General features: G+C 71.6%; 19 protein-coding genes. 11 read left to right on the plus strand and 8 right to left on the minus strand.

All coding sequences use genetic code 11. From position 1 onward, the window contains the following. Positions 1-94: 94 nt before the first annotated feature. The 8 genes from eccB (at position 95) to ABZ406_RS11190 (ending at position 6,609) form a co-directional block, all read left to right on the plus strand. On the plus strand, positions 95-1,711 hold the full coding sequence (gene eccB / locus ABZ406_RS11155; RefSeq protein ID WP_357758832.1) for a type VII secretion protein EccB: 1,617 nt from the start codon (positions 95-97) through the stop codon (positions 1,709-1,711). A gap of 46 nt (positions 1,712-1,757) precedes the next feature. Beyond that, positions 1,758-2,168, plus strand: coding sequence for a hypothetical protein (locus ABZ406_RS11160; protein WP_357758835.1), 411 nt, complete (start codon positions 1,758-1,760; stop codon positions 2,166-2,168). After that, entirely contained in the window at positions 2,161-3,408 is a 1,248-nt protein-coding gene (locus ABZ406_RS11165; protein WP_357758838.1) for a hypothetical protein, read from the plus strand. The genes ABZ406_RS11160 and ABZ406_RS11165 overlap by 8 nt, the downstream gene beginning before the upstream one ends. A gap of 193 nt (positions 3,409-3,601) precedes the next feature. Beyond that, positions 3,602-3,967: a hypothetical protein gene (locus ABZ406_RS11170; protein WP_357758841.1), complete on the plus strand. Its 366-nt coding sequence runs from the start codon at positions 3,602-3,604 to the stop codon at positions 3,965-3,967. 151 nt (positions 3,968-4,118) lie between these two features. Further along, positions 4,119-4,937, plus strand: a complete 819-nt coding sequence (locus tag ABZ406_RS11175; RefSeq protein ID WP_357758844.1) for a hypothetical protein — start codon at positions 4,119-4,121, stop codon at positions 4,935-4,937. 33 nt (positions 4,938-4,970) lie between these two features. Further along, entirely contained in the window at positions 4,971-5,312 is a 342-nt protein-coding gene (locus tag ABZ406_RS11180) for a YkvA family protein (protein ID WP_357758846.1), read from the plus strand. Between the two features lie 31 nt (positions 5,313-5,343). After that, positions 5,344-5,751, plus strand: a complete 408-nt coding sequence (locus tag ABZ406_RS11185) for a TIGR03618 family F420-dependent PPOX class oxidoreductase (protein ID WP_357758849.1) — start codon at positions 5,344-5,346, stop codon at positions 5,749-5,751. Positions 5,752-5,964: 213 nt separating this feature from the next. Then, the gene (locus ABZ406_RS11190) at positions 5,965-6,609 is read left to right on the plus strand and encodes a C39 family peptidase (RefSeq protein ID WP_357758852.1); all 645 of its coding nucleotides are present in this window, start codon (positions 5,965-5,967) and stop codon (positions 6,607-6,609) included. A gap of 10 nt (positions 6,610-6,619) precedes the next feature. On the opposite strand, the gene ABZ406_RS11195 is transcribed toward ABZ406_RS11190, so the two are convergent. Continuing rightward, on the minus strand, positions 6,620-8,023 hold the full coding sequence (locus tag ABZ406_RS11195; RefSeq protein ID WP_357758854.1) for an FUSC family protein: 1,404 nt from the start codon (positions 8,021-8,023) through the stop codon (positions 6,620-6,622). A gap of 84 nt (positions 8,024-8,107) precedes the next feature. Between ABZ406_RS11195 and ABZ406_RS11200 the strand changes: the two genes are divergently transcribed. After that, entirely contained in the window at positions 8,108-8,713 is a 606-nt protein-coding gene (locus ABZ406_RS11200) for a hemerythrin domain-containing protein (protein ID WP_357758857.1), read from the plus strand. 52 nt (positions 8,714-8,765) lie between these two features. On the opposite strand, the gene ABZ406_RS11205 is transcribed toward ABZ406_RS11200, so the two are convergent. Continuing rightward, entirely contained in the window at positions 8,766-8,948 is a 183-nt protein-coding gene (locus ABZ406_RS11205; RefSeq protein WP_357758860.1) for an antitoxin, read from the minus strand. 200 nt (positions 8,949-9,148) lie between these two features. Here ABZ406_RS11205 and ABZ406_RS11210 point away from each other — a divergent pair, with 200 nt between their 5' ends. Continuing rightward, on the plus strand, positions 9,149-10,249 hold the full coding sequence (locus tag ABZ406_RS11210; protein ID WP_357758862.1) for an AI-2E family transporter: 1,101 nt from the start codon (positions 9,149-9,151) through the stop codon (positions 10,247-10,249). Here the strand turns inward: ABZ406_RS11210 and ABZ406_RS11215 are convergent, their stop codons facing one another. Beyond that, positions 10,250-10,903, minus strand: a complete 654-nt coding sequence (locus ABZ406_RS11215) for an alpha/beta fold hydrolase (protein ID WP_357758865.1) — start codon at positions 10,901-10,903, stop codon at positions 10,250-10,252. Positions 10,904-11,092: 189 nt separating this feature from the next. Here ABZ406_RS11215 and ABZ406_RS11220 point away from each other — a divergent pair, with 189 nt between their 5' ends. Next, positions 11,093-11,287, plus strand: coding sequence for a hypothetical protein (locus tag ABZ406_RS11220; protein ID WP_091395197.1), 195 nt, complete (start codon positions 11,093-11,095; stop codon positions 11,285-11,287). Positions 11,288-11,335: 48 nt separating this feature from the next. Here ABZ406_RS11220 and ABZ406_RS11225 read toward each other — a convergent pair whose 3' ends face one another. From ABZ406_RS11225 to ABZ406_RS11245, 5 genes are all read right to left on the minus strand, one after another. Then, the gene (locus ABZ406_RS11225; RefSeq protein WP_357758868.1) at positions 11,336-13,708 is read right to left on the minus strand and encodes a glycoside hydrolase family 65 protein; all 2,373 of its coding nucleotides are present in this window, start codon (positions 13,706-13,708) and stop codon (positions 11,336-11,338) included. Next, on the minus strand, positions 13,705-14,508 hold the full coding sequence (locus ABZ406_RS11230; RefSeq protein WP_357758871.1) for a beta-phosphoglucomutase family hydrolase: 804 nt from the start codon (positions 14,506-14,508) through the stop codon (positions 13,705-13,707). Before ABZ406_RS11230 ends, ABZ406_RS11225 begins: the two co-directional genes overlap by 4 nt. Positions 14,509-14,567: 59 nt before the next feature. Next, positions 14,568-15,032: a DUF4442 domain-containing protein gene (locus ABZ406_RS11235; protein ID WP_357758873.1), complete on the minus strand. Its 465-nt coding sequence runs from the start codon at positions 15,030-15,032 to the stop codon at positions 14,568-14,570. A gap of 60 nt (positions 15,033-15,092) precedes the next feature. After that, positions 15,093-16,070 (minus strand): hypothetical protein, encoded by a 978-nt coding sequence (locus tag ABZ406_RS11240; protein ID WP_357758876.1) that lies wholly within the window; start codon positions 16,068-16,070, stop codon positions 15,093-15,095. Positions 16,071-16,164: 94 nt separating this feature from the next. After that, complete coding sequence (locus tag ABZ406_RS11245; protein WP_357759009.1) at positions 16,165-17,463, minus strand: ABC transporter ATP-binding protein; 1,299 nt, start codon at positions 17,461-17,463, stop codon at positions 16,165-16,167. Positions 17,464-17,508: the final 45 nt, after the last annotated feature.

The raw sequence follows: 17,508 nt of genomic DNA on the forward strand, positions 1-17,508 counted from the left end.
GCCCCAGGGAACCACCGTCGGCCCCTTATCGTAGGGAAGTCCGCGACGGCACCCCGACCCTGATCGTCGCGGATCCACCCGCCGGAGGTAAGTCATGCGGACCCGCCGCGATCAGGTGCAGGCGTACCGCTTCGTCACCCGCCGCATCGTCTCCGCCTTGCTGTCGGGCGATCCGGAGACCACCAACCTGCCGATGCGACGGCTCGGCATGGCCGTCTTCGGCAGCGTCCTCGCCGCGGCGATCGTGCTCGGTGGGGTGGGTGCCTACGGCCAGTTGACCGGTGGCTCGGCACCGCTCGACGACCAGACCCTGGTCATCGAACGGGAGACCGGCGCGACGTACGTGTTCATGGAGGGCAAGCTGCACCCGACGCTCAACTACGCGTCGGCGCGCCTCATCGTGAACGACGCCACCTCCCAGGTGCGGACGATGTCCCAGGCGTCGCTGCGGGACCGGCCCCGTGGCGTCACGCTCGGCATCCTCGGGGCACCCGACGCCCTGCCGGACCGCAAGTCGCTGACCGGGCTGCCCTGGTCGGTCTGCGACGTGCCCGACCCGGTCGACCGGCAGCGGTCCAGCACCCGGGTGGTGATCGACCGCGCGTTGCCCGGGGGCACGCCACTCGGTGACCGGGCGGTGCTGGTCTCGGTCGACGACCAGCGGTACCTGATCACCAACAACCGCCGGCTCCAACTGCTCGACCCGTCCCGCACGATCACGGCGCTGCGGATGGCCGGCACCGAGCGACTCCAGGTCGGGCAGCAACTGCTCAACTCGGTTCCGGCCGGTCCGCCGCTGCGCCGGCCGTCGCTGACCGGTGAGGGCGCGCCCAGCAGCCGCACGGTGGGCGGGCAGTCGTACCCGGTGGGTTCGGTGTTCAAGGCCGCCGGACGGCACTATGTGCTGACCCGGGACGCTCTCGTGTCGATCAGTGAGATCACCGCGTTGCTGCTCGTCAGCAACGGCGGTCGGATCACCGACATCACCCCGAATCAGGCCAGTGAGGCGTTCGAGGAGCGGCGGATCGAGGAGGAGGGGCTGCCCCCGACGATGCCCGCCCTCTACCCGGCCCAGCCCGGTCGGACGACGCTGTGCGCCACCTACCGGAAGGGCAGCGCGGGTGGCCCGCCGACCACCACAGTGGAGGTCTTCGACCGGGTGCCGGACGAGCTGACCGACAGTGATCCGGGCCTGGTGCCGGTGCGCCAGACCGGGCGCGACGCGGTACGCACCGCCGAGGCGGTGCTGCTTCCCGGCGGCAAGGGTGTCATCGCGCAGGCCTCGCCCGGTGCCGGGACCAGCGGGTCCGGTGCCGCCGGGTCGACGATCTACCTGATCAGCCCGCAGGGCATCAGGTATCCGCTCGGCACGGCGGGGACGCTGGAGGCGCTCGGCTACGGCGGGGTCACTCCACTGGCGGTGCCCGGTTCGCTGCTCGCGCTGATTCCGACCGGGCCGACGCTGGACCGCGAGGACGCGTTTGCCGTCTTCGCTCCCGACGGACCGGCCTCGGCCGCGCCACCGCCGGCCGCACCGGCGTCAGCCTCGCCGTCCGCGGCACCGCCGTCCGGCACACCGTCCGCCGCGCCGCCGTCGTCGTCCGCCACGCCGCCGGCGGGCTCGACGCCGTCGGCTCCGGCCAGCGGCGCGCCGTCGAGTGGCGGGAGCGGCGGCGGACGGTCCACGGTATCGACCGACGCCGACGGCTGAGCAGCGTCGACGGGTCGCCCGGAGTCGCACTGGTGGACTAACCTGGATGTCGCTGACGGTTGTCAACCAGAACGACGGGGATGTTGCCATGGCCGGGCGTACGGAAGTCGACCTGTTGTCCCTTGAGGACTTCCACGAGCATCTGGCGTCTCGGCTCAGCCAGGCCGAGTCGGTGCTGCGCAAGCTCAACACCGAGATGCAGTGCCGGCCTCCGGCGCTGGGCTCGTTCTTCGACGCCACCGACAAGGCACGTCGCTACAGCGAGGTCCACCAGTCCTATGTCGACCAGGCCGAACGCATCCGGCAGGCGGTGCTCGCGGCACAGCAGGCCACGAGCGCGATCCTGAGCAACTACCGCACCGCCGAGGCGCGTAACGCGGCGAACGCCGACGACGTCACCGCCGCGCTGACCCCGGTCGACCGGGCGTTGCAGCCGAAGGAGGACGGTCGTGTCTGAATACACCCAGCGCTACCAGGGCAACAGCCACCAACAACTGTACGACGGCCTGATGGCGGGCAAGCCCGAGCAGATCGAGGGCGTGGCCACCCAGTGGGCCGAGCTCAAGGGCATCCTCGACGGCCTCGGCCGGGAGTTGGGCGGCGACCTCGACAAGCTCGGCAACACCTGGACGGGTTCGGCAGGTCGGGAGTTCCACCGGCGACTCAGCTTCATCGTCGCCCACACCAACGCGTTGGGTGAGGGGATGGCCGGCGTCAAGCAGGGGTTGACCATGATGGCCGACCATCTGCGTGCCGCCCACAAGGTTGCCGAGAGCCCCGAGGAGACCGACGACAACGACAAGGCGATCTCCGGTGCGATCAAGGGTGGCGCCATCTTCGGTCTGACCGGTCTGATCGCCGGTGGGATCGCTGGTCACCAGCAGGACAAGGCGGAGCAGGACAAGGCCCACCAGCGGATGGTGAACCTGGTGGCCGATCTGGCGAGCAGTTACGAGATCTCGGCCTACGACCGGGTGGTCGAGCCGCCCCCGCCCGACCCGGAGACTCCGAGCACCGTCAGCAAGGATAAGACGACGCCGCAGAGTGTCTCGGCCATCGCCAAGGTGAGCGGCGGTCCCGGCACCGGCACCGACACCGGGCGCACCGGTGACGCGACCATCTCGACGCCCGATCGCGTTTCCCAACTGCCGGACGGCGGCGCCACTCCGGACGAGGTCGGCTCGGGCCCCGGTGCCAGCCCGACTGTCGTCACCGGCCCGACCGGCACTGGCAGCGACCTCGGCGACCGGGGCACGTCCCTCGCCGGTGCGGACCCGCTTGTCGGCGGCGCGCTGCTCGGCGGGGGTGCCGCCGGGTTGGTCGGCCTGTCCGGGCCGGGTGCCACGCCCGCCCCGGCGAGCACCGGCCCCGGGCTGCTCTACGGTGCGCAGGGCGGGTCACCGGCCGGCGGGGTGTTGCGCAGCGGCGCACTGGCGGGCTCCGGCAACGCGGCCCCCGCCTCGCCCCGTCCGACAGGTGGTGGTGCCGCGCCGGCGGAGAGCCGCGCCGCCAGCGGGGTCGGGCGCAGCATCGACGGCCAGCGCAGTGGGGGCGGCAGCCGTCCCGGTGTGCTCGGCGGGCGCGGTCAGGCGCAGGACGACGACTCCGACGAGCGGCTGACCTGGCTGACCGAGGACGAGATGGTGTGGCAGGGCAATGAGAAGGCCGCACCTCCGGTGCTCGGCACCGGCGACTGACACGGCCCGCGTCACAGGCGTAGCCACCACGGCGAAGCGCGGTGCCCCCCGATCGGACCCCGTCCGGTCGGGGGCACCACTGTTCTCGGGGCCCCCGACTGTCGGCGTCCACAGTGCGCACGGTGGTGGCGGTCACGCCAGCTCGACCCGTCGCCGTGCTGCGGTGGGCGGGGACGGGCGATAGGTTGGTGGGGTGTCGTCCGCAGCGTCCGTCCGCCCAGCCCGGTGGGCTGTGCTGCGGTCACTGCGGGAGCTGACCCGCCTGGCGATCACCGCGCTGGTGCTCGCGGTCGGCCTCGGCGCCGCCCTCGCCGCGACCGCACCACCCTCTCCCCCGCAGCTTCGGCCCAGTGCCGTGACCAGCCGGGTGGCAGATGTCCGTCCCGACGCCGGCCCGGCCGTCGAACGGGCGAGCCAGCCCGCTGCCGCCCCGCCGGCCGGCGCGCTCGACACCGCCACCGTCGATACCGCCACGGTGACCGCTCCGGTCGCGGCGCACGTCCCGGCCATCGAGCCCGGCCGTGCCACTCCCGCGCGACGCGGCCCGCCCGTCCGCTGAGCCAGGCCCGGCGACCCCCGGGCCCGCGACCGGCTGATCCTCCCGCACGGCACCTCAGTTCGCCGTCGACGGGACGACCCCGCCACCGGGCCAACCGGCGCCACGGGCCCTCCTGCCGCCCGTCGATACCCGCTACCGCGAGGTGCTGATCATGCAAACCGTCCTCTCCGCCGTCCTGCCAGAACTCTCCCGGGCTGCCGTCATCTGGCTGAGCCTGCTCGGGGTGGTAGCCGTCGCCGTCTCCGCTCTGCTGCTGCGGCCCGGCCGGCTCCGATTCGATCCCGGGGCCCGGATCCGTCGGGCGGCAATGCCCAGTCAGCTCGAACAGGCGCAGGAGGAGCGGGAGCAGAGCCGCTACGCGCAGGAGGTCGCGGTGGCCGCCGAGCGGGCGACCACCACTTTGCGACGCCGTCGGGCGGAGTGGGAGGCCGCGCAGGAGGCGGTCGAGGCGGCCTGGCTGGCGTACGAGGCGGCCGAGGCTGGCGTGCGGCGGCTCGACGCGGCGGCCGCGATGCCACTGCCGCACACCGCACGGACCCCCGCCGAGTACGCGGACCGCGAGCGATACCTGCACCGGGCGGCGCTCGATGCGTACTGGCGTCGGGAGTTGTCGGTGGAGCAGCTCAGCGACGTCTTCGCGCACCGCGACGGCTGGGATCCGCGACTGCACCCGGTCGAGCAGGAGTTGGTGCTCCAGCGGGCGGTCCGGGACAACCTGGCGGCCCGGCACACGGCAGCGCGCGAGCGGGAGCAGGCCGCGTGGCGGGCGGCGGAGTTGGCGGTGGCCGCGGCTCGCAGTCTGCGCGAGGAGGCGCACGCCGCGACCGGACGACGGGTCGCCGAGTCGGCGTCGGTGCTGCCGCTGAGCGAGGTTGCCCGACCGTCGGGCGCACCGGCCCGGGAGAACGTCGAGCAGACGCGGGAGAACAAGGTGACGGCGCGCGGCCGGGCGACGGTGCCCGCGTTCTGAGCCGCACGGGGTCGGGTGGGTTAGCGTGACGGCATGTCCCGACAGACGTGGGTCCTCGTGGTGATCGCCGGCATCCTGGCGCTCGCCACCCTCGTGGGTGCCGTGGTGTTGGCGGTGCGGGTGGTGCGTACGCGGCGGCTGTTGACCGGGCTCGGCGCGGGCGGCAAGGTCGCCTTCTACGGGGCGCTGGCGTACACGATCTTCCCGATCGACGTGCTGCCGGACCCGATCTATCTGGATGACATGGGGGTCCTGGCCGCCGCGCTGATCTACCTGACGCGGCTGGTGCACGCACGTCGGTCGACGGGTCGCCAGCTACCAGGTCAGCCGGACGCCCCGTCGGATCGGGACCGGGTGCGCCGCCGCGTGCCATGATCGAGCTCGGTTCGGCGGACAGGGGACGGGCATGGCGGGCGATCATCGGTTGGACGTGCACGATGAGCGTGTTATCGCTTTTTGCGCGGAACGGCACCTCGCGACGCTCACCACTCTGCGGGCGGACGGCACCCCGCACGTCGTACCGGTCGGGGTGACACTCGACCCGGCGGCCGGACTGGCCCGGGTCATCACCTCGGGCGCCTCCCGCAAGGCCCGTCAGGTGGCGGCGGCCGGCGCGGCAGGGGCGGCGGTGGCCGTGTGCCACGTGGATGGCCGCCGCTGGTTGACCGTCGAGGGTCGGGCGGTGCTGCGGTCGGACCCGGCTGCCGTGGCGGAGGCGGAGCGGCGCTACGCCGAGCGGTATCGCACCCCGCGTCCGAATCCGGAGCGGGTGGTCATCGAGATCACCGTGACCAGGTTGCTCGGGAGCCTCTGAGCTGACCGCCTGTCCCCGGTGACCGGTTCGGGACGACGCACACCCACAGCCGTCGGCAGCCGGCGGAATTCTCGGCGGAGCAGACCGGTTACGCCTCCGTACGGCCAGGGCCGAGACCACAGGTGGTCGGCCCTGCTGTTGCGCCGAGCGCCATTCCCGGTGCTGCCGACCTCCGCTGTCCGGAGGCGCCAACCCCCGAACGGAGACTCGACAATGAACCCGATCGTCCAGAAGAGCGGTCTGTCCGTCGTCGGCCTGCTCGTCGCCGGCGGTTGCGCCCTCGGCCCGGCGGTGGCCGCGCAGGCCGCCCCGGCACCGGCCGCCCCTGCCTCATCGAGTGAGAACGACAGGCACGCCGAACGGATCCTCGGCGTCGACTACCAGGCTCAGCCGAACTTCTACTACTGCGGCCCGGCCGCGACGCGGATCGCGTTGTCCGCACAGGGCAAGGCGCTCTCCCAGGACGAGGTGGCCCGGCTGCTCGGCACCACCGAGGCGGGAACACCCTCGGCCCTGGACACCACCCGGGTGCTCAACGAACTGACCGGTGGCAAGTACCGGACCACCGAGATCCGTGACTCGGTGGCCCGCCCCGAGCAGGTCGAGCAGCTGCGCCGTGACGTGCTGGCAGCGGTGGACGCCGGCCGACCGGTGGTGGCGAACATCAAGGGCACGACTGTGGACACCGACGGCAACCCGCACTCGTACGAGGGTGGCCACTACCTGACCCTCGTTGGCTACCGCGACGGTGGTGACACGATCCGGGTCGCCGATCCCGCCGACCCGGCTCTGGGTGAGTACTGGATGAGCCTGCCGAAGGTCGCCAACTGGATCGCCGAGCGCGGCTACTCCTCCTGAGCCTGACGGTTCACCGGGCCGGCCTCTCCCGAGCGGGGAGGCCGGCCCGACCGTCGTTGCGGGCCCGGGCGGCGAGGTGCGCGCGTCGACGGGCTCGGGCGGTCCGCGTCGGGCGGATCCGGTGCAGTTGCCCGTGCACCGGCGGGTGGATCTCCGACTCGCCGGCCCCGGCCGCGCGGCGCACGATCCGGTTGGCGTCCTCGGGTTCCGAACCGGTTGCCCGCAGCAGGTCGCTGGCCGCGGTGCGCAGCCCGGTGACAAGGGACTCGCCGAAGGATTTGACCCCGCTCGCCGCGGCCTGGCCGGCCAACTCGGCGCACTGCTCGATCAACCGGCGGGTGCGCTGAGTGTCGTCACCGACCTTGCACTCCGCACGCATCACCGCCACCGCCTCACCCAACCGGCTCATCGCATCCGGCAGTTGCGGTGGAATCGGTTCGTCGTACTGCAACGCCGTGGCCGACCAACGGGCCATGGCGCGACTGTCCAGCAGCAACCGCTCCAGGTGACCCGCGCTGCGGGCGTAACGGTGGTACTGCTGCCGGCGGTGCCACCGCACCGGGGCGATCGTCACCACCTCCTCGGCACCGCTCAGCGCGTCGTGCAACCGGCTCAGGTCGTCATCGGTGGTGCGGAGCCGCTCCAGAACGCCCATGGCCCGGGCGGCGTCGCGTTCACGCATCGCCTGCGCCAGCTCGGCGAGTTGCTCGCAGAGAATCTCGAAGATCGGTGCCGCGGCCCGGTCCAGCACCCGCATCGGGTTGATCGGCAACAGCAGCGCGACCACCACCAGGCCGACCGCCCCACCGACGAGCGCGTCGAAGATCCGGGGCACCTCCAAGCCCCGTTGCATCGGCGCCAGCGTGGCGATAAGCACCGCGGTACCGCCAGCCTGACCGACGAGCGGGCCACCCTTCCCGGCCACCAGCAACGCGGAGGCGATCGCCAGCGCGACAACGACGCCGGTCTGCCACGGGCCCGAGCCGAGCAGGAATCGCAGCGTGTCGCCGATGATGATGCCGAGGGCCACACCGCCCAGCAGCTCGAAGGTGCGCCGCGCCCGCTGCCCGATGGCGGTGGCGATCGTACCGACGGCGGCGGCGGGTGCGAAGACGTGCGATCCGGCGCCGAGCAGGTTCTTGGCGAGCAGGGCGGCGATGGCTGCTGCCAACCCGGCCTGGATGGAGATCACCAGGGTGACCTCCCACTGCCGGGCCCGGATCCGGCCGGCCTGCCCACCACGGTGCCGCACCCGACGGACCGTCCGCCCGGCGGTCTCGTCGAACCGCGACTGATCGCGGGCGGCGGGTGCGCGGTCGTCGGCCATGGAGGCGGTTACCCCGGCGGGGACGGGCCAATCGTGGCCGTCCGGCAGCGCCTGCACCGCCGGCACCACCGATCCCGTCGTAGACATCGTCAACTGTGGGTTTGTGCAGCCCCGTGGGGGTACCAGAGCCACACACCTCCCACCGATCCGCAACCGGTAAGGGGCCGTGACATGACACATCCACCGACCGCCGACGACAGCGACGTCGTCGACATCCTGATCTCCGATCATCGTTCGATCGAGGCGGTTCTCGTCGAGTTGGCGACCCGGCAGGGCACAGCCGAGCACCGCCGACGCCTTGCCGACGTGGCGATCGCCGAACTCGTCCGCCACTCGGTGGCCGAGGAGGCGTACGTGTATCCGATCGCCCGCGAGGTGCTGCCCGACGGCGACCAGATCGCCGACCGGGAGATCGCGGAGCACGCCGACGCCGAGCGGACCATGAAGGAGTTGGAGTCCGCCGAGCCGTCAAGCCCTCGCTTCGACGAACTGCTCGTCCAGCTGACCAGCCTCGTCCGACACCATGTGTCGGACGAGGAGAAGGAACTATTTCCCCGGTTGCGCGCGGCGACGGCTCGGGAGGAGCTGGTCGAGGCGGCGGCCCGGGTGACGGCGATCAAGGAGATCGGGCCGACCCGGCCGCACCCGGGGGGCCCGGAGCATCCGCCGATGAACAGGCTGCTCGCCCCCGGCCTGGGTTTGATCGACAGGTTGCGCGACGCGTTGAGCGGTCGACCCACTTCGGTCGACGAACTGACCGACAGGCACCAGCGCTGACCGGTGCGTTCCTCCCGGGTCGCCGGCGGCGCGGCGGCCCGGGAGGACCGTGTCAGCGGACCTGGTCGCCCTCACCGGTGCGCGCCTGGGCCTGGTCGACTCCCTTGTCGATCTGATCGTCGTACTTGCCGCCGGTGCGCTTGTCGGCCATCTCGCCGGCCTTCTCCATACCCTGGTCGACCTGCTTGTCATGCTTGTCCGCGAAGTCCTTGGCCTTGTCCATGAAGTCACCCATGGCGTTCCTCCTCAGTCCGGTCCGTCCCCTTCGCCTTCCCTCGGCCCGACCGGGCAAACGCCTCGTTCCGGATGCGATTCCCGAACTCCCACCCGCACCACTGCCAGCGGCGTACGATCCGCGCGGGCGACGGCCGGCGATTCGGGTGTCGGGGGACGACCGACCGGGTACCGACCTCGTCGACATCGAGGAGGACCGACATGGCCGCAGAGGCACCCGGACCGACAGGCGACCACGGGCCGCGCCAGACCTGGGCGACGCTGCCCTGGCTGGTGCGAACCGCCGTGTTGTGGAGCGCCTGCCTGGTGGTGATCGCCGCGGGGCTCTACCTTCTGGGCCGGGTCGCCGTCCTGTTGGCGCCGCTGGCCATCGCGTTGGCCGCCACCATCTTCCTCGCCGCGCTGCTCGACCCGGTCCTGCTGCTGCTGCGCCGGTTGCGCCTGCCGGCGGCGCTGGCCGCGCTCTGTACCGTACTGCTGCTGCTGGGCATCCTGGTCGGCGTCGGCGCCCTGGTGTGGAACCTGACCGCCAGCCAGTTCGATCAGCTGAGCCAGGAGCTGACGCAGGGGGTGGAGCGCAGCCGGGACTTCGTGACGTCCACGCTGCCGGTCACCGAGGCTCAGCTGGACCGGCTGGTCGACCAGGCCCGGGAGGGGCTCAGTGGCAGCTCTCCGGACCCGGTGTCCGGCGCCCGGACCGCCACTGAGGTGTTCGGCTCCGCTCTGTTGGCTCTGGTGCTGCTCTTCTTCCTGCTCAAGGACGGCCGGTCGATGTGGCACTGGGTGGTGTCCCGGGCGTCCGGCCCGAACCAGCCCGTGCTGGCCGAGGCGGGCCGGAACGGTTGGCAGACGTTGGGTGCGTACAGCCGGGGCACCATGTTCATCGCCGCGATCGACGCGCTGGGCATCGGGCTCGCTCTGGTGGTGCTGCGGGTGCCGCTCGCCCTGCCCCTGGCGTTGATCACGTTCCTCGGTGGGTTCGTGCCGATCATCGGGGCGACGGTGGCCGGGGCGGTGGCGGTGCTGGTGGCGCTTGCCGCGAACGGTCCCACCACCGCGCTGCTCACCCTCGCGGCGGTGATCGCCGTCCAGCAGATCGAGGGCAATCTGCTGGAACCGCTCGTGATGAAGCGGCAGGTCCGACTGCATCCGGCGGTGATCCTGGTGGCGGTCACCGCGGGCACCCTCATCGCGGGGATCGCCGGCGCCTTCGTGAGCGTCCCGATCACCGCCGTGCTCTGGCGCGTCATCGACACGGTGCAGCAGCGCCGCGCGGCCTCGACCCTCCTACCAGCGGAATGATCATCGATTGAGGTGCGTGGTGAACCAGGTGCCGGCCTGGTCGGCGACCTGCTCAAGGGTGCCGGGCTCCTCGAAGAGGTGGGTGGCACCGGGGATCACCCGCAACTCACCCACCTCTCCCAGCTCGGCCAACGCCCGCTCGTTGAGCGTGATCACCTCTTCGTCCAGCCCACCCACCAACAACAACGTCGGGGTACGCACCTGGGCCAGCGCGTCCTCGGCCAGGTCCGGCCGGCCACCCCGGCTGACCACGGCGGCCACCCGGTCGGCACGGGACGACGCCGCCACCAGGGCGGCGGCAGCACCGGTGCTGGCCCCGAACAGGCCGATCGGCACGTGACCGGCAGGCCGCTCGACGGCCAGCCAGTCGACGATGCCGGCCAACCGGCTGGCCAGCAGCCCGATGTCGAAGCGCAGTTCGGCGGTGCGCGCGTCCACCTCGTCCTCGGCCGGGGTGAGCAGGTCCGCCAGCACCGTGCCGAGCCCTCGCTCGTTGAGCGTCCGGGCCACCGCCACGTTGCGCGGGCTGTGCCGGGAACTGCCACTGCCGTGCGCGAACAGCACCACGCCGACCGGCTGGGCGGGCAGCATCAGGTCGGCGGGGAGTTGGGCGTCCCCGACCGGAATCGTCACAGTGCCGCGCTGCTCGTCCATGTCCACCTCCGCGTTCTCGCCGGTGGTCCGGGTACCCCGCCCGCCGCGCGGCACGCCCGCCGACGGCCGCGCCACCCCGGGCCGGGGGGCCGCCGCCGGGCCGCGTTTGCCCCACAGTGCGTCGGGTACGCGACGAGCGACCGCAGACCGTGTCGGCGCGACGCGCCCCGACGGATCGCGAGGATCGCCATGGCCAAGCAGCAGATTTCCCGGCAGCAGCAGCTGACCGAGCGAACCCAGCGTGAACAGGACGCCGAGCGCAACCAGGACGTCGGGGATCAGGACTTCGGGGACCAGGCCGCCTCGGCCCGGCTGCCCGACGATCCGAAGGCGGCGGCGCCCCGGGACGCGATCGGGCGCCCGTCGACAGGCGAGCCGGTCTGATCCACGAACGGTGCTGGACGGGCGGGGCGGGAACTCCCGCCCCGCCCGTCACTGATCGCGTTCGGGTAGCCGCATCAGCGGAGACCGGCCCGGAGGTTGCTCGGGCGGCGGGCCGGACGGCTCGGCCTGCGGCACCGGGACGGTCACCGGCTCGTCGCAGGTCACCCGCAGCACCTGGTCGTGGTGGCGCAACTCCACCACGTCGTCCGGCCCGCCGTGCCGCAGCGAGTACGTCGTCTGGTGCGGCCGGACGTCCACCCGCAGCGACAGCCCCCGCCACTGCAACGAGAACTCCAACCGGCTCAGTCGGCTGGAGAGCCGGGGGGCGAAGGACAGCTCGCCGTCGTGGTCCCGCAGACCGCCGAACCCGCTGACCAGGGCGAGCCACGCACCCGCCAACGACGCCATGTGGACGCCGTCGCGGGTGTTCTCGTTGAGGTCGTGCAGGTCCATCAGCGCGGCCTCACGCAGGTAGGTGTGCGCGAGTTCCGGATGGCCCACCTCGGCGGCGAGCACCGACTGGGTGCAGGCCGACAACGACGAGTCGCGCACGGTACGGCGCTCGTAGTAGAGGAAGTTGCGCAGCTTCTCCTCGGGGGTGAAGGCGTCCCCCCGCCAGTGCATGGCGAGGACCAGGTCGGCCTGCTTCACCACCTGCTTGCGGTACAGCTCGAAGTAGGGGTAGTGCAGCAGCAACGGGTACTTCTCCGCCGGGGTGTGCGTGAAGTCCCACTCCTGGAGGCGGGTGAAGCCCTCCACCTGCTGGTGGACGTCGAGTTCCTCGTCGTACGGGATGTGCATGGCGGTGGCGGCGTCCCGCCAGCTCGCTGCCTCCTCGTCGGTGACCCCCAGGTGGAGCGCCTCGTCCCGGTGGCGCATGACCACGTCGGCGGCGGCGAGCAGGTTCCGCTGCGCCATCAGGTTGGTGTAGATGTTGTCGTTCTTCACGGCGGTGTACTCGTCCGGGCCGGTGACACCGTCGATGTGGAACTGCCCGTGCCGGTCGTGGTGGCCGATCGAGCGCCACAGCCGGGCGGTCTCCACCATCAGCTCCAGCCCGATCTCCCGTTCCAACTGGGTGTCTCCGGTGACCATCACGTAGCGGCGCATGGCGTCGGCGATGTCGGCGGCGATGTGGAACGCTGCCGTGCCGGCCGGCCAGTATCCGGACGACTCCGGGCCCTCGATGGTCCGCCAGGGGAAGGCGGCACCCCGGAGGTTGAGTGTCTCGGCGCGTTCCCGCGCCGAGTCCAACGTGCTGTGCCGCCACTGCAACGCGCTGCGCACCGCGCTCGGCTGGGTGTATGTGAGCACCGGCAGGACGAACATCTCGGTGTCCCAGAAGGCGTGACCGTCGTAACCGGGGCCGGTCAGACCTTTCGCCGAGATGGGTCGTTGCTCGGCCCGCGCGCCGGCCTGTAGCACGTGGAAGAGACCGAAGCGGACCGCCTGCTGCACCTCCGGGTCGCCCTCGACCAGCACGTCGGAGGCGTCCCAGAAGGTGTCGAGGTAGCTGCGTTGCTCCCGGTGGAGCCCGTCCCAGCCGTCGAGGCGGGCGCCGGCCAGTGCCGCGCCGACCTGGTCGCGAAGCGCGGGGAGGGACCTGCGGCTCGACCAGCTGTAGGTCAGATACTTGATCACCCGCAGCTTCTCGCCGGGCTGGAGTATGCAGGCGATGGTGGTTCGCACCCAGTCCTGGTATCCCTCGGACTCGATGGTGGTGTGGTCCGGGCCGTGCACCTCGTGCTCCATCGCGGCGGCGACCCGCAGACCGGAGACCTTGGTGCGGTGGATCAACTGCCCGCCGTCCGGGGTGGTCAGCTCCTCCTCCGCCTGGAGCGGCGACTCCAGCACCGCCGCCACCCGGGGGTCCTTGCTCTGCGCCGGCAGCGACTCGTTGGCGACCAACTCGGACTGCACGATCAGCCGCAGTGGGCGGTCGACGGCCTCCACCTCGTAGCTGATGGCGGCCACTGACCGCTGGGTGAACGACACCAGGCGGGTGCTGCGGACCTTCACCTCGCGGCCGGCGGGCGAGCGCCAGTGCAGCTCCCGGTGCAGCGTGCCGGCCCGCAGGTCGAGGATCCGCTCGTGGGCGAGCAGTTCGCCGTATCGCACGTCGAGTGGTTCGTCGTCGACCAGCAGCCGGATCAGCTTTCCGTTCGTGACGTTGACGATCGTCTGCCCGGACTCGGGGAAGCCGTAGCCCGCCTCCGCGTACGGCAGCGGACGCAGTTCGTAGAACGAGTTGAGGTAGGTGCCGGGCAGGCCGTGCGGCTCGCCCTCGTCGAGGTTGCCCCGCAGGCCGACGTGCCCATTGGAGAGCGCGAAGACCGACTCCGACTGGGCCAGCACGTCCATGTCCAGCCGGGTCTCCCGGACGTGCCACGGCTCGACCGGGTAGGCGCGTTCGCGGATCATGCGGAGCCTCGCTCGGCGTCGGGCGGGTCGGTCACGGCGCGGGTCGGCGCCGGCGGGTCGGCGGCGTCGAGCAAGTCGGCGAGGTCCGTCACCACGACATCGGCACCGTGGGCGAGCAACTCGTCGGCCTGTCCGACCCGGTCGACGCCGACCACGTAGCCGAAGCCGCCGGCGCGGCCGGCGGCCACCCCGGAGAGCGCGTCCTCGAAGACGGCGGCCTGGGTCGGGTCGACGCCGAGCAGCCTGGCCCCGGCGAGGAACGTGTCGGGCTGCGGTTTGCCGCGCAGCCCCTGCGCACGGGCGACCAGCCCGTCCACCCGGGCCTCCAGCAGCGGCTCGAGCCCGGCGGCTCCGACCACCTCGCCCCCGTTGGCGCTGGCGGTGACCACGGCGCGACGGAGCCCGGCGGCGGTCGCCTCCCGCAGATACCGCACCGACCCCGGGTAGACCTCCACGCCAGCGGTGCGCAGGCGGTCCAGCAGCAGGACGTTCTTGCGGTTGCCCAGGCCGTTCACCGTTTCGGCTTCTGGCGGGTCGTCCGGGCTGCCCTCGGGCAGCACGATCCCCCGGGAGGCGAGGAACGACCGGACGCCATCGGCCCGGGGTCGGCCGTCGACGTACCGGTTGTAGTCGGGGCCGGGATCGAACGGTCGGAACGGTTCGCCGGAGGCCGTGGCGCGCTGGCGGAGGAACTCGTCGAACGTCTGCGTCCAGGCGGCGTTGTGTACGCGGGCGGTCTGCGTCAGCACACCGTCCAGATCGAAGAGACAGGCGGTCACGTGAGCAGGTAGGCCCAGCACGGTACGAATCTATCCACCCTGCTGGGCCGGCAAACCCGTTTCGGCCGCCCTGAGGAGCTTCAGTTGGGTCGCAGCGTCCAGATGACAGTCATTTCCGATGTCGGCTTTCCGCTCTCGGTGGCAACCTGGACGGCGACGGGGAATTCCGGGCGCTCGCCGGCCGCCAACTCCTCGGCCACCTCGGCCACGGGTCGGCCGAGTCGGGCGGTGGCCAGCACGGGGCCCATGGCGAGCTTCCGGTAGGCGATCTCGGCCCGAACCGCCAACGGCACGGCCCGGTCGAGCAGGTGCCCGAAGGCGGCCAGCACGACCGCGCCGGAGGCCGTCTCTCCGAGGGTGAACATGGCGCCGGCGTGCGGGCCGCCGATGTGGTTGTGGGTGGCCGGCGAGTCGGGCAGCCGGACGACAGCCCGCACGCCGCCGTCCGCCTCGGGCGCCACCTCGACGAACTCGATGCCGAGCGTACGAGCGAACGGCACCGCTTCCAGGATGCCGGCCGCCACCTTGCGGGAGTCGATAGTCATGGCCTGACGTTACTAACCGGTAACCAGGCCGGCAACCAGCGACTTTGCCAACGGACGTGCTCAGAGATTGGCGATGGTACGCAAGATCTCCGCGTAGAAGTTGCCGTCGATGCTGCGGAAGAAGGCGAAGTCCTCACCCGGGCTACCGAAGAACGGCCGCAGCGTCCACGCCAGCTGGGTGCCGACGAAACCGAAGAGCAGGATCCAGATGTAGAGGAGCGTCATGCTGGCCGGCCGCTGCGTCGGCTCACCGCGTCGGACTGGCGCGTTGTTCCACTGGCGTTGCGGCAGCATCCCGGGCGGGAACGAGGTGCCGGCCGGCTGCCCGGGCAACTGCGTCGGCACCTGTGCCGGCACGGTGGTGACGGCACCGTTCGACGTCGACTCGGCCACCGCTGCTCCGGCCGGCACGGCGACCGGCTCGGCGCTCTGACCGGCGGCCGGCGTAACGGCCGACGTCGCGCCGGCGGGCACCGCGGCCGGCACCGGCACCGGTGCGCTCACCTCGTGGACCTTGGCGGTGACAGCCTCCGGGGCGAGCAGGCCGTGGTCGTTGAGGACCTGCATCCCGCCGGTCAGGAAGCGCAACCCGACAAGTGCCGACAGGGTCAGGATCGCCACGTTGAGCAGCTTGAAGAACCCGTAGTCGTTGGCCGTGATCAGGAAGAAGAGGCTGATCGGCGCGAACGCCACAGCGAGCATCGAGGTGACGGTGATCGCCACCATCACCAGCGCCAACGACTGCCGCACCGAGAGCCGGGCGCCGAAGACCAGGTTGAACAGGTAGAGCGTGGGCAGGCAGATGGCCAGCGTGACCAGGAAGAGCAGTGGCAGCTTCAGTGCCGAGGTCAGCGCCATCAGCGGGCTGTGGAAGAAACCGAGCACCGCCCCGTAGCAGGCCAACGCGATGGCGGAGCTGGTCAGCATCCGCACGGTCAGGGCATTGAGGTCATGCTCGGTCACGATCTGCTGCCAGATGCTCCCGCGGTCCCGCAGGATGCGCTCGATGACGAGCGGACTGGGACGTTCACCCGACACGGGTGCACCCCTCTCGGTGGTCGTTCACAAAGGACTGGGTGGGCAGACGGTAGGGCACCCGATGCCGGGTCCGCCACCCCGCCCCGGCAGGTCGTCAGCGCCAGCCCACGTCGATCCGGTCGCCCCGCTCGTCGAAGAAGTGCAGCGCGTCCATCCGCACCGAGACGGCGAGCGGGTGACCTGCGCTGACCGCCGGGTACGGCGCCAGCCGCACCGCCAGCTCCGCCGGGCGCCGATGGTGCCGGCCCGGGTCGGGCAGCACGCTGGTCTGGACGCCACTGACCGGCGCCTCCTGCGCCTCCACCTGCTTACCGGTGAGCCGCTGCATCACCGAGCCGAATCGGCGCAGGCCGCGCTGGCCGACCGGTGGTGGTTCGAGCGGTGCGCCCATCTCGTCCACGACGATCGCCGTCGCGCCGATGTCCAGGAACGCCAACGACTCGTGCCCGTGATGCTCCAGGTAGCGGATCCGCCCGCGCAGCACGTCGCCGGCAGTGTCCGGGGAGACCGGAGTCAGCGCCTCCGCCCGCATGCCGACCACGATCCGCTCACCGTGGTAGTGCGCGACGGCCCGACTGCGGATGTCGTTCCAGGGCAGGTAGAGCGACTGGTCACCGAGATTGAGCGTCACGTACCTGTCGAGGTGGACGTAGACCGACGCCTCCAGCAGGTTCATCCGTGGGCTGCCCAGGAACGCCGCCACGTAGAGCGTCGCCGGACGGCCGTACACCTGGGTCGGGGTGCCCACGTCCTGGAGCACACCGCGGCGCATGATGGCCACCCGGTCGGCCATGGTGAGCGCCTCGGCCTGGTCGTGCGTGACGTAGACGGTGGTGACGCCCAGTTCCCGGGTCAGGCCGGAGATCTCCGCGCGCAACTCGGCCCGCAGGCCGCTGTCCAGGTTGGACAGCGGCTCGTCCATCAGGAACAGGCCGGGCCGGCGGACGATCGCCCGGCCCATCGCCACCCGCTGCCGTTGCCCACCGGAGAGCTGACCCGGCTTGCGGGCCAGCACGTCCCCGATGCCCAGCGCGCTCGCCACGTCGCTGACCCGCTCGCCCCGCGGCTCGGGCTCGATTCCGGCCAGCCGCAGCGGGAACGCGATGTTGTCGCCGACACTCATGTGCGGGTAGAGCGCGAAGTCTTGGAAGACCATGGCGATCTTGCGGTCCCGCGGGGGGAGGTCGTTCGCCAACTCCCCGTCGAGCATCACCGCACCGGTGGTCGGGTCCTCCAAACCGGCGATCATGCGCAGCACCGTCGACTTGCCGCACCCGGACGGCCCGAGCAGCACCATGAACTCGCCGTCGTTCACGTCGAGGTTGATGCTGTCGACGGCGAGCGTGCCGTCCCGGAAAACCTTGGTCACATCTTTGAGCGTGACGGTGCTCACCGTCTTCCCCCCCAGCGCGTAGGCCGAACCCCAGAAGACTGTGAC

It is taken from the genome of Micromonospora sp. NPDC005710, assembly GCF_040630995.1.
Taxonomy (GTDB): domain Bacteria; phylum Actinomycetota; class Actinomycetes; order Mycobacteriales; family Micromonosporaceae; genus Micromonospora.